Raw genomic sequence first — 11,809 nt, 5'->3', positions numbered from 1 at the left:
CGAGACCCCCGGTCGTAAGCGGAATGGGGCTGCAAGTGCACGACAGTGGGCCAACTATTGCGGGTAGTGGCCGGATTCGGCCAGGGATTCGGCGTGCGTCAATAAACCAATATTGGTCTGGTCCACTGGCGTGACCTGCGATTGCTTCGGATCGGCTCGTAGGCTGGGGCGCATGAACGACCTCTCGCTCCTCGCCGCGCGGCTGCGCACCCTGGCGCCGTCCTGCGGACCGGTGCGGCTGATCGCCGTCGACGGCCATGCGGGATCGGGGAAGAGCACCTTCGCGTCCCGCCTCGCGGCCCTGCTCGACGACGCCCCCGTACTGCATCTGGACGACCTGGCCACCCACGAGTCCTTCTTCACCTGGGTGGACCGGCTGAGCGAGCAGGTGATCGGGCCTCTGTCACGCGGTGAGTGCGCGCGCTATGCGCCGTACGACTGGACCACGCGGACGTTCGCGGCACCGCGCACCCTGGAGTCCGCACCGGTCGTCCTGATCGAGGGGGTCGGGGCGGGCCGCCGGGCGCTGCGGCCCCATCTGGCGCGGCTGTTGTGGATGGATCTCGCTGCCGCGGAGTCCTGGGAGCGGGGCCGCCGCCGGGACGGACCGGCTCTTGCGGCCTTCTGGGACGGGTGGACGGCGGCCGAGGCGGAACATTTCTCGGCCGATCCCTCGCGCTCCCACGCCGATGCTCTGGTACGGCAGTTGCCTATGGGGTACGAGTGGCTGGAGGGGCCTGACGCAGCAGCAGGAGCGAACCGTTCCGTCACAGAACGTGATCACATCGCACCGCCGTACTGAGTGGTGAGAAATCGGCCTGGAAGTACCTCAACTCTGCTTGACCCGAGGGCGGTACAGGTCTTACGTTCTCAATGTGCGGCTTTTCGGAGCCCTCGCGGACACGAAGCCCCCGGTTGTTCCCCCGTGATCGGGGGCTTCGTTCTGCCCTCGCACCCTCTTTCCCACACCGGTTCGGCGGATTCCGCTCACCCTCGGTCACGGTCTCCCTTCCGCCTGCGTTGCTCTTAGTCGCACACTCCCTGCGCAGGTACGATGCCTCTCGGTGCGGTCAATTCCCGTCCGTGGCACAGTGATTCAGCGCGCCTCGGCGGGCAGGTCGTGCGGCGGGACATCCTGGGGCACGTTTTGTGGGGGACCAGATGGACATCGGCACGCAGGGCGCACAGGCCCCGGCCGACCTCGCCTGGCTGCGCGGCGTGGACGCCTACACCATGGGCGCCTACCCGCAGGCCGAAGAGGAGTTCAGGGCTGCGGTACGGATCGATCCCGGCATGGCGGACGGCTGGCTCGGCCTCCATGCGCTGAGGGCAGACACCACGACGGCGCTGCTGCGCATGTACCGCCATCGCGAACGCTTCGGCGAACAGCGCACCCGCCATCGGCGCACGCTCAACTCCTGGTACTGGTTGGGCTGGTGGGTTCAACCGGTGCTGGAGAGCTCACGCGATCTGCTCCTCGCGCACGCCTCGCACTGGCTGGACGGGCGCCATGTCCCCGAGCTGGACCGTGCGCTGGCCGGCCTGCCGCCGGTGGACGCGGACCCCCAGGTGCGCTTCCTGCACGCCTGCCGCTCCTATCTGGTCAAGGACTGGGAGCAGCTCGTACGCAACACCGAGCAGCTGATCGACGACCCGATGCTCGGTATCGAGGCGGGGCTGTTCGGCGGGATGGCGCGAGTGCGGCTGGAGATGTACGGGCAGGCCGAGCCGCTGCTCTCCGCCGCGCTGATGCGCTGCCGCAGCGAACAGCCGCAGCGCAAGGAACTGCGCTACTGGCTGGCCCGCGCACACGAGGGCACCGGCCGCAGCGCGGCCGCCCTGCCGCTCTACCGGGCGGTGCACCGGATCGACCCGGCGTTCATGGACACCTCGGCGCGGCTCGCGGCGATCGCGGACTACGACGGCCTCGAAGGCACCGACGAGGCCGCCGGTCTCACCGCCGTGTCGCTGGCCGGATTCGGCACGGACGCCGTGGCGGAGGCGCAGCCGGACGGGGATTCGCTGCTCGGCACCGATCTGGTGGACGGCCGGGAGCTGCGGCCGGGCGGCGAGACCCCGGGACTCGTGGGCATCGGGGTGCCGCCGTCCGACGGGGCACGGCGCAAGACCGCGGTGCCCGGCCAGCCGACAGCCCCCTTCCCGGCCGGGCCCAGCGATCCGGTGCTGCTTGCCGAGGCGCTGGCGGAGCTGGAGCGGATGGTCGGCCTGGAGCCCGTCAAACGCCAGGTCAAGGCGTTGTCCGCGCAGCTGAACATGGCCCGGCTGCGGGCCGGCCAGGGGCTTCCCGTGCAGCCGCCGAAACGCCATTTCGTCTTCTCGGGCCCCTCCGGCACCGGCAAGACCACGGTGGCCCGCATCCTCGGCCGGGTCTTCTACGCTCTCGGTCTGCTCGGCGGTGACCATCTCGTCGAGGCCCAGCGGGCGGATCTTGTGGGCGAGTTCCTCGGCCAGACCGCCGTCAAAGCCAATGAACTGATCGACTCGGCGCTCGGCGGGGTGCTCTTCGTCGACGAGGCCTACAGCCTCTCCAACACCGGCTACAGCAAGGGTGACGCGTACGGCGACGAGGCCCTCCAGGTCCTCCTCAAGCGCGCGGAGGACAACCGGGACCATCTCGTCGTCATCCTCGCGGGCTATCCGGAAGGGATGGACCGGCTGCTGGCCACCAATCCGGGGCTCTCCTCACGCTTCACCACCCGGGTGGACTTCCCGAGCTACCGGCCGCTGGAGCTCACCTCCATCGGTGAGGTGCTGGCCGCGGAGAACGGTGATGCGTGGGACGAGGAGTCCCTGGAGGAGCTGCGCTCCATCAGCGGCCATGTCGTCGACCAGGGCTGGCTCGACGAGCTGGGCAACGGGCGGTTCCTGCGCACCCTGTACGAGAAGAGCTGCGCCTACCGCGATCTGCGGCTCTCCGGCTATGCGGCCGTGCCGAGCCGGGACGATCTGGCCACGCTGCGGCTGCCGGATCTGATGCAGGCGTACGGCGAGGTGCTGTCCGGCCGGGGGCCGGTGGGCCGGGGGCCGCAGGAGCCGCCGCCGTTGTGAGGACGGGCTGCCTCAGTCGCCCGGTGGCCGTTGTCCTCGACCGCCGGGCGGGCCGAAGATCAGCCCGCCCGGCGGTCGATACCCTAATGGACCGACGCGGTGAGTTCGCTGGTGCCTGCGGCCATCGTGTCCGTCGTCCGGCGCGGCACCGAGACCCGGTGGGCCGGGTCGCGTACCTCACCGACCAGCATCTCCAGGACGTCCTCCATGGCGACCAGGCCGAGGACCCGGCCCGATGCGTCGGCGACCTGCGCCAGATGCGTCGCCGCGCGGCGCATCACGGTCAGGGCGTCGTCCAGGGGCAGCTCGGCCCGCACGGTCGCCATCGGGCGCCACACGTGCTGGGGGACGGCCCGCTCGCCGTCCTCCAGGTCCAGGACATCCTTGACGTGCAGATAGCCCATGAACGGGCCGCCGCCCTCCGCGCACACGGGAAAGCGCGAGTAGCCGGTCCGTACGGTCAGCTCCTCGATCCGGTGCGGGGTGACGGAGGGGTCCACCGTCACCAGGGAGGCCCGGCTGAGCAGCACATCGGTGACGGGCCTGCTGCCCAGCTCCAGTGCGTCCTCCAGCCGCTCCTGCGCCTCCGGCTCCAGCAGTCCGGCCTGGCCGGAGTCCTCGACGAGCCGGTTGAGCTGCTCGCTGGTGAAGACGGCCTCCACCTCGTCCTTCGGATCGACGCCGAAGAGCCGGAGCACCAGCCGGGCGCAGTTGCCCAGTGCGGAGGTGACCGGACGGCAGACACGAGCGAAGCCGACGAGGCCGGGGCTGAGCCAGAGCGCGGTCTTCTCCGGCGCCGCCATCGCCAGGTTCTTCGGGACCATTTCGCCGATGACGAGATGGAGGAAGACCACGAAGACGAGCGCCAGCACATAGCCGAGCGGATGGATCAGGTCCTCGGGCAGGTGAACCGCCTGGAAGACCGGCTCCAGCAGATGGGCGACGGTCGGTTCGGCGACGGCGCCGAGGGTCAGCGAGCAGACGGTGATGCCGAACTGGGCGGCAGCCATCATCTGCGGCAGGTTCTCCAGGCCGTACAGCACCTGGCGGGCCCGGCCCGACCCTGCTGCCGCGAGGGGTTCGACCTGGCTGCGCCGTACGGAGACGAGGGCGAACTCGGCACCGACGAAGAAGCCGTTCGCCAGCACGAGGAGCGCCGCGAACAGCAGCTGGACAAGGCTCATCGCACGGCCTCCAGGACGCCGTGGGCCACCGGTGCCTCGGTGACGGGGTCGGTCACCTCGGCCGTGCGTACGAAGCGGACCTTCTCGGCGCGGTAGTGGCCGACCTGGCGGACGGAGATCCGCCATCCGGGCAGTTCGGCCCGGTCGCCAGGGGCAGGGATGCGGCCCAGCAGATCCGCGACGAGCCCGGCCACGGTCTCGTACGGTCCGTCGGGGACGTCGAGCCCTATCCGGCGCAGGGTCAGGACCCGGCAGCTGCCTTCGGCGTCCCAGGCCGGGCGGCCGTCCTCGGGAGCGGCGGAGGCCAGTTCGGGCCGGTCGGCGCCTTCGGCGTCGTGCTCGTCCCTGACCTCGCCGACGAGTTCCTCGATGATGTCCTCGAGGGTGACGACCCCGGCGGTGCCGCCGTACTCGTCGACGACCACGGCGATCGGCTGCTCGTTGCGCAGCCGCTGGAGCAGCTGTTCGACGGGCAGTGTCTCCGGCACCAGCAACGGCGGTACGGCGATCCGGCCCGCCGGCGTGCGCAACCGGTCCTGGGCGGGCACGGCGAGCGCGTCCTTGAGGTGGATCATGCCGACGACCTCGTCGATGCGCTCCCGGTAGACGGGGAAGCGGGAGAGGCCGGTGGCGCGGGTGAGGTTGAGGACGTCCTGCGCGGTCGCCGAGGACTGCAGGGCGCTGACCTTCACCCGTGGGGTCATGACGTGCTGTGCGGTGAGTCCGGCGAGCGACAGGGTCCGTACGAAGAGATCCGCGGTGTCCTGTTCGAGGGTGCCGGCCTCGGCCGAGTGCCGGGCCAGGGAAACCAGTTCCCCGGGGGTGCGGGCGGAGGCCAGCTCGTCGGTGGGCTCGACACCCAGCAGTCGTACCAGCCGGTTGGCGACGGTGTTCAGCAGGCTGATCACCGGCCGGAGCGCGGCGGAGAAACGGTGCTGGGGGCCGGCGACGAACCGGGCGACCTGGAGCGGCCGGGAGACCGCCCAGTTCTTGGGCACGAGTTCGCCGATCACCATCTGGACGGCGGAAGCCACCATCATCCCGATCACCACGCTGATGCCGGATACGGCGCCGTCGGGCAGACCGGTCGCGGTGAGGGGGCCGTCCAGCAGCTGGGCGAGTGCTGGTTCGGCGAGCATGCCGACGACCAGCGAGGTGATGGTGATGCCGAGCTGGGTGCCGGAGAGCTGGAAGGAGAGTTCACGCAGGGCTTCGACGACGGTGCGGGCCCGCCGGTCGCCCTCGGCGGCGGCGCGCTCGGCGTCCGGCCGCTCCACCGTGACGAGCCCGAACTCGGCTGCCACGAAGAATCCGTTGGCGAGGATGAGAAGGAATGCTGCGCTCAGAAGCAGCAGGGGGGTGGTCATGCCGCCGCCTCCTGGGAAGGGGCGGCGCAGGTACTACCGGACGATCCGTCCATTGCTGGAAGGAGTCACTCCTTGGGTCGCAGGAAAGCCCCGCAGGCCTCATGGACCCTCTTGTGCGGGGCGGGGCGCACGGGGCGCCGCCGTCCTCCAGAGTAATCAAGAAGAGGCCGTACGGGGCAGGGGGCTCAGCCGTTGTCCGTGCCGGTGCCGTGGTTCTCGGCGAGGGCGCGGAGCGTATGGGCGTCGCGGATGGCCTGCTGCTTGGCGATTCCCGGCTGGATACCGAGGGCGGGCATGCTGGTCCCGTCGCTCAGGTCGAGAAAGACCCAGGGGTCGCCGACGCGCAGGTTGACACGGAGAATCTCCGCCCAGGACAGTCGGCGCGTTCGAGTGAGATTGACCACCGTCACCCCGTCCTCGTTCGCGACGATCTTCGGGCGGCTGAGCAGCGCGAGCACGCCGAAGAACAGCAGCGCGGTGAAGATGAAGCTGGACCGCTCCCCCGCGCTCAGCTGCTCCAGGGTCAGGGCGATGACGGTGATGACGACGAACATCGCCGCCCCCACGGTCAGCAGGACCACCCGGGTTCGGGTCGGCCGGAACGTGACCGGGAGCGTGGGGAGTTCGGACCGGGGCGCGGGGGCGGACATGGTGTTCTTCTGTCTTCCGGGTGGTCGCCCGGCCGTCAGAGGCGGCAGGCGTGGATGGCGGTGGTGAGGATGGCGCGGGCGCCGAGGTCGTACAGATCGTCCATGATCCGCTGGGCCTCCCGGGCGGCGACCATGGAACGGACGGCGACCCAGCCCTCGTGGTGCAGCGGGGAGATGGTCGGCGACTCCAGGCCCGGGGTGAGGGCGACCGCGCGCTCCAGGTGCTCGACGCGGCAGTCGTAGTCCATCATCACGTAGCTGCGGGCGACCAGGACGCCCTGGAGGCGGCGGAGGAACTGCTGCACCTTCGGGTCGTCGTCCGGTGCGCCGGTGCGGCGGATGACGACGGCCTCCGACTTCATGATCGGCTCGCCGATGACTTCGAGTCCGGCGTTGCGCAGGCTGGTGCCGGTCTCCACGACATCGGCGATGACCTGGGCGACACCGAGTTCGATGGCGGTCTCGACCGCGCCGTCGAGGTGGACGACGGAGGCGTTGACGCCGACATCGGCGAGGTGCTTGGCGACAATGCCCTCGTAGGAAGTGGCGATCGTCTTGCCGTCGAAGTCCTGCGGCCCCTGGGCCGTGCCCGGCTTGGTGGCGTAGCGGAAGGTGGAACGGGCGAAGCCGAGCTGGAGGATCTCCTCGGAGTCGGCGCCGGAGTCCAGCAGCAGGTCGCGGCCGGTGATGCCGATGTCGAGGCGGCCGGAGCTGACGTAGATCGCGATGTCGCGCGGCCGCAGGTAGAAGAACTCGACCTCGTTCTCGGGGTCGACGAGGACGAGCTCCTTGGACTCCTTGCGCTGCTGGTAGCCGGCCTCATGGAGCATCGCCATCGCAGGCCCGGAGAGTGAACCCTTGTTGGGGACGGCGATGCGCAGCATGAGGCCAGGTTTCCTTTGCGAGGAGGGAGTCTTGTGCGGATATGCGGATGTACGGAGTGCTACGTGGTGCTCAGAGGTGAGCGTAGACGTCGTCGAGGGAGATCCCGCGGGCGACCATCATCACCTGGACGTGGTACAGCAGCTGGGAAATCTCCTCGGCGGCGGCGTCCTTGCTCTCGTGCTCGGCGGCCATCCAGACTTCGGCGGCCTCCTCGACGACCTTCTTGCCGATGGCATGGACACCCTTGTCCACCAGCTCGGCGGTACGGGAGGTGGAGGGGTCGCCGTTGGCGGCCTTGAGCTGCAGCTCGGCGAAGAGCTCTTCGAAGGTTTTGTTCGCCATGATGGTCCTTAGAGTACGGGGTCCACGCCCCCCACTCAGCGCCAGGGCTCGCTGACCGTGCGCAGCGTGGCGGCGGTGGCGACGGCCGCGGTGACCGCTTCGTGCCCCTTGTCCTCGTTGGAGCCTTCCAGTCCGGCCCGGTCGAGCGCCTGCTCCTCGGTGTCGCAGGTGAGTACGCCGAAGCCGACCGGGACTCCGGTGTCGACGGCGACCTGGGTCAGGCCGTTGGTGACGCCGTGGGACACGTACTCGAAGTGCGGGGTACCGCCGCGGATGATCACGCCGAGGGCGACGACCGCGTCGTAACCGCGACCGGCGAGGACCTTGGCGACCACCGGGAGCTCGAAGCTGCCGGGCACCCGGAGCAGGGTCGGCTCGTCGATGCCCAGCTCGTGCAGGGCGCGCAGCGCGCCGTCGACGAGTCCGTCCATGACCTTCTCGTGCCACTGGGCGGCGACGACCGCCACACGCAGGTCACCGCAGTTGCGTACGGACAGTTCGGGTGCACCCTTGCCGCTCATGTCTCTCCTACCGCTCGTTTCCGTGATCGTTACTGGTTGCCGCAGGTCGACGCCGTGGCGGCGTCGAGCCAGGGCAGGTCGTGCCCCATGCGGTCGCGCTTGGTGCGCAGGTAGCGCAGATTGTGTTCGCCGGCCTGGACGGGCATCGGCTCGCGGCCGGTGACGGCCAGACCGTGCCGCAGGACCGCGGCCGTCTTGTCGGGGTTGTTGGTCATCAGCCTGAGGCTGTGGACGCCGAGGTCCTTGAGGATCTGGGCGCCGGCCGCGTAGTCCCGGGCGTCGGCGGGCAGGCCGAGCTCAAGGTTGGCGTCGAGCGTGTCGCTGCCGCGCTCCTGGAGTTCGTAGGCGCGCAGCTTGGACAGCAGGCCGATGCCCCGGCCCTCGTGGCCGCGCAGATAGATGACGACGCCGCGGCCCTCTTCGGTGATCCGGCGCATGGAGGCGTGCAGTTGGGGCCCGCAGTCGCAGCGCTGCGACTGGAAGATGTCGCCGGTCAGGCACTCGGAGTGGATCCGCACCAGGACGTCGCCGCCGTCCCCGATGCCGCCGTGGACGAGCGCGACGTGCTCGACGCCGTCGGTCGTGGAGCGGTAGCCGTAGGCGGTGAATGCGCCGAAGCTCGTCGGCAGCCGCACCTCGGCCTCGCGGCGGACGGTCGGCTCCGAGCTGCGGCGGTAGGCGATCAGGTCCTCGATGGAGATGATCGTGAGGCCGTGCTTGCGGGCGAACGGGACCAGCTGGGGCAGTCGCAGCATCACGCCGTCCTCGCCGGCGATCTCGACGATCGCGCCGGCGGGCCGCAGTCCGGCGAGCCGGGCGAGGTCGACGGCGGCCTCGGTGTGGCCGTTGCGGACCAGCACGCCGCCGGAGCGGGCACGGAGCGGGAAGATGTGGCCGGGCCGTACGAAGTCGCCGGGGCCGGCCTCGCCGCCCGCCAGCATCCGGAGCGTGGTGGCCCGGTCGGCGCCGGAGATGCCGGTGGTCACTCCGTGCGCCGCCGATGCGTCGACGGAGACGGTGAACGCCGTGCGCATCGATTCGGTGTTGTGGGCGACCATCTGCGGCAGTTCGAGCCGTTCCAGCTCGTCGTTCTCCATGGGCGCGCAGATCAGACCGCGGCATTCGCTCATCATGAACGCGACGATCTCGGAGGTGGCCTTCTCGGCCGCGATGACCAGGTCGCCCTCGTTCTCCCGGTCCTCGTCGTCGACGACCACGACGGGCCGTCCGGCGGCGATGTCGCGGATCGCCTGCTCGACGGGGTCGAGGGTGAGGTCCTCGACCACGCTTTCGTGTTCCCGGTGCAACCAGGTGGGCTGGGCAGTCATGCCGTGGCTCCTTCCAGAGCGGGTGTCCGCGAACGCAGCCACCAGTCGCGCATGCCCCACAGGACGAGGGCGCCGTACACGACGTAGATGAGACCGGAGAAGGCGAGACCGCTGTGGAAGTTCAGCGGTACGCCGACCAGGTCGACGAGGAGCCAGGCGAACCAGAACTCGACCATGCCGCGGGCCTGGGCGAGCATCGCGACGAGCGTGCCGGCGAATATGTACGCGTCCGCCCACGGGCTCCAGGAGAGTGAGGGGAACGCGGTGAAGAGGCCGCCGACCGCGAGGGTGCCGAGTGCGGCGCCGCCCAGCAGATAGCCGCGCTCGCGCCAGGTGGCGAACCGTACGGCGAGGGAGCCGTCCTGGGCCTGTCGCTTGCCCCGGGTCCACTGCTGCCAGCCCCAGACGGCCACGGCGATGACCACGAGCTGCTTGCCGACGCTGCCCGCCTGGTGCACGGAGACATTGGCGGCGACCAGGACGACGCCGGACAGGAGTTGGGCGGGCCAGGTCCAGATCGAGCGGAGCCAGCCCAGGGTCAACGCGATCAGACCGACCGTGTTGCCGATCATGTCGGACCAGATGATGTGCTGCCCGAAGACGGTGAACGCCTCCGAGTTCAGCCAGTTCAGTGAGGTCACTTCGCCGGCTCCTCGGGTTCCTGCGCGGTGTTGCCGAGCAGCCGCTCGACGTACTTCGCGATGACGTCCACCTCGAGGTTGACCGGGTCGCCGGGCTTCTTGATGCCGAGCGTGGTCAGGGCGAGGGTGGTGGGGATGAGGCTGATCGTGAAGTAGTCGGGTCCGGCGTCCACGACGGTCAGGCTGACGCCGTCGACGGTGATCGACCCCTTCTCCACCACGTAGCGGGTCAGGTCCGCGGGGAGGGAGATCTTCACGATCTCCCAGTTCTCGGAGATCTTGCGCTCGACGATGCGGCCTGTGCCGTCGACATGGCCCTGGACGATGTGGCCGCCGAGCCTGCCGCCGACCGCCATGGGACGCTCCAGGTTGACCCGGGAGCCGACCTCCAGGGCGCCGAGGCTGGACCGGTTCAGGGTCTCGGCCATCACATCGGCGGTGAACTCGTGCTCGCCGAAGTCGACGACGGTGAGGCAGACGCCGTTGACGGCGATGGAGTCGCCGTGCTTGGCGTCTTCGGTGACGACGGGACCGCGCAGGCGGAAGCGGGAGGCGTCGCCGAGCTTCTCGACAGCGGTGACTTCGCCCAGTTCTTCGACAATTCCGGTGAACACTCAGTTTTCCTTCCGGGCAGGGCCGGGGACGGCGCTGATGCGCAGATCGGGGCCGATACGGACGGTCTCGGTCACATCGAGGCGCAACGCATCGGCGATGGTGGAGATTCCGGCGTCGGCGAGGGCCGCGGGGCCGGCGCCGAGGAGCATGGGGGCCAGATAGCCGACGACCTTGTCGATCGTTCCCGCCGCGACGAAGGCCCCGGCCAGGGTCGGGCCGCCTTCGAGGAGTACGGAGCGGATGCCTCGCCCGTGCAGGGCGGTGAGGAGGGCGGGGACGTCCAGGCCGGGGCCGGTGGCGGCGCGCGGCAACCGCAGAACGGCCCCTTCGGGGAGATGGCGGGCGTCGGCGTCGTCGGCGACGGCGATCAGAGTGGGCGCGGTGTCGTCGAGGACGCGGGCGCCGGGGCGTACGGCGGTGGCACCGGTGTCGACCACCACCCTCAGGGGCTGTATGGCGCCTTCGACGCCCCGTACACCGAGTTGCGGGTCGTCGGCACGGGCGGTGCCGGAGCCGACCACGACGGCGTCGGCCTCGGCGCGAAGCCGGTGGACGTCGGCGCGGGACTCGGGGGAGGTGATCCAGCGGCTCGTGGCATCGGCGGCCGCGATCCTGCCGTCGAGGGTCGCCGCGTACTTCCACAGGACGTACGGGCGGCCCAGGCGCACCGAGGTCAGCCAGGCCGCGTTGCCCGCCTCGGCCTCGTCCTCGAGGAGCCCCTGCTCAGCTTTGACCCCGGCCGCACGCAGGGTGTCCGCACCGCCGGTGGCCTGCGGGTTCGGGTCGCCGACGGCGTAGACGACGCGGGCGACACCGGCCTCTATGAGCGCCTGGGCGCAGGGGCCGGTGCGGCCGGTGTGGTTACAGGGTTCGAGGGTGACGTAGGCGGTGCCGCCCCGGGCCCTGTCGCCTGCGGCGCGCAGGGCGTGGATCTCGGCGTGCGGCCCACCGGCGCGCTGATGGAATCCTTCACCGGCCTGCCGGCCCGCGGCGTCGAGAATGACGCAGCCGACGATCGGGTTGGGGCTGGTGGAGCCGAGACCGCGCGCTGCGAGTGTGATCGCTCGGCGCATGGCGGTGATGTCGGCTGCGGTGTCCACCGGGTCCTCCTGCCTCTTCGGGCACGGACTCCGGGGCCTGTCGACGACGACAGATGAAACGGGAACGCAACAGGGGAACGCCGAATGCCGAATACACGGATGGATCG

General features: G+C 70.2%; 12 protein-coding genes. 2 read left to right on the top strand and 10 right to left on the bottom strand.

Annotated features, from left to right (window positions below):
- The first annotated feature begins 172 nt into the window (after nucleotides 1-172).
- Both OG609_RS34005 and OG609_RS34000 read left to right on the top strand, forming a co-directional pair.
- Nucleotides 173-802 carry a uridine kinase family protein gene (locus OG609_RS34005; protein WP_327276336.1) on the top strand — a complete coding sequence of 210 codons (630 nt, stop codon included), beginning with the start codon at nucleotides 173-175 and terminating at the stop codon, nucleotides 800-802.
- 359 nt (nucleotides 803-1,161) lie between these two features.
- Nucleotides 1,162-3,069: an AAA family ATPase gene (locus OG609_RS34000; RefSeq protein ID WP_327276335.1), complete on the top strand. Its 1,908-nt coding sequence runs from the start codon at nucleotides 1,162-1,164 to the stop codon at nucleotides 3,067-3,069.
- A gap of 83 nt (nucleotides 3,070-3,152) precedes the next feature.
- Here OG609_RS34000 and OG609_RS33995 read toward each other — a convergent pair whose 3' ends face one another.
- The 10 genes from OG609_RS33995 to ribD all read right to left on the bottom strand — a co-directional run bounded on the left by OG609_RS33995 (nucleotide 3,153) and on the right by ribD (nucleotide 11,702).
- Nucleotides 3,153-4,253: a hemolysin family protein gene (locus tag OG609_RS33995; RefSeq protein WP_327276334.1), complete on the bottom strand. Its 1,101-nt coding sequence runs from the start codon at nucleotides 4,251-4,253 to the stop codon at nucleotides 3,153-3,155.
- On the bottom strand, nucleotides 4,250-5,620 hold the full coding sequence (locus OG609_RS33990) for a hemolysin family protein (RefSeq protein ID WP_327276333.1): 1,371 nt from the start codon (nucleotides 5,618-5,620) through the stop codon (nucleotides 4,250-4,252). The genes OG609_RS33995 and OG609_RS33990 overlap by 4 nt, the downstream gene beginning before the upstream one ends.
- Before the next feature lie 185 nt (nucleotides 5,621-5,805).
- A complete protein-coding gene (locus tag OG609_RS33985) occupies nucleotides 5,806-6,270 on the bottom strand; it encodes a PH domain-containing protein (RefSeq protein ID WP_327276332.1) in 465 nt (154 codons plus the stop codon).
- A 35-nt stretch (nucleotides 6,271-6,305) separates the two neighbouring features.
- Nucleotides 6,306-7,154: an ATP phosphoribosyltransferase gene (hisG, locus tag OG609_RS33980; RefSeq protein WP_093894540.1), complete on the bottom strand. Its 849-nt coding sequence runs from the start codon at nucleotides 7,152-7,154 to the stop codon at nucleotides 6,306-6,308.
- 70 nt (nucleotides 7,155-7,224) lie between these two features.
- Nucleotides 7,225-7,497 carry a phosphoribosyl-ATP diphosphatase gene (locus tag OG609_RS33975; RefSeq protein ID WP_018524273.1) on the bottom strand — a complete coding sequence of 91 codons (273 nt, stop codon included), beginning with the start codon at nucleotides 7,495-7,497 and terminating at the stop codon, nucleotides 7,225-7,227.
- Between the two features lie 35 nt (nucleotides 7,498-7,532).
- On the bottom strand, nucleotides 7,533-8,018 hold the full coding sequence (gene ribH / locus OG609_RS33970) for a 6,7-dimethyl-8-ribityllumazine synthase (protein WP_093894539.1): 486 nt from the start codon (nucleotides 8,016-8,018) through the stop codon (nucleotides 7,533-7,535).
- Between the two features lie 29 nt (nucleotides 8,019-8,047).
- Nucleotides 8,048-9,346, bottom strand: a complete 1,299-nt coding sequence (locus tag OG609_RS33965; protein WP_327276331.1) for a bifunctional 3,4-dihydroxy-2-butanone-4-phosphate synthase/GTP cyclohydrolase II — start codon at nucleotides 9,344-9,346, stop codon at nucleotides 8,048-8,050.
- Nucleotides 9,343-9,987 (bottom strand): nicotinamide mononucleotide transporter family protein, encoded by a 645-nt coding sequence (locus tag OG609_RS33960; protein ID WP_327276330.1) that lies wholly within the window; start codon nucleotides 9,985-9,987, stop codon nucleotides 9,343-9,345. Before OG609_RS33960 ends, OG609_RS33965 begins: the two co-directional genes overlap by 4 nt.
- Nucleotides 9,984-10,601, bottom strand: coding sequence for a riboflavin synthase (locus OG609_RS33955; protein WP_327276329.1), 618 nt, complete (start codon nucleotides 10,599-10,601; stop codon nucleotides 9,984-9,986). Before OG609_RS33955 ends, OG609_RS33960 begins: the two co-directional genes overlap by 4 nt.
- On the bottom strand, nucleotides 10,602-11,702 hold the full coding sequence (gene ribD, locus OG609_RS33950; RefSeq protein ID WP_327276328.1) for a bifunctional diaminohydroxyphosphoribosylaminopyrimidine deaminase/5-amino-6-(5-phosphoribosylamino)uracil reductase RibD: 1,101 nt from the start codon (nucleotides 11,700-11,702) through the stop codon (nucleotides 10,602-10,604).
- Nucleotides 11,703-11,809: the final 107 nt, after the last annotated feature.

It is taken from the genome of Streptomyces sp. NBC_01224 (genome assembly GCF_036002945.1).
Taxonomy (GTDB): Bacteria; Actinomycetota; Actinomycetes; order Streptomycetales; family Streptomycetaceae; genus Streptomyces.
Note: the sequence above shows the minus strand (reverse complement) of the source record. Positions and strands in the feature narration are given on the sequence as shown.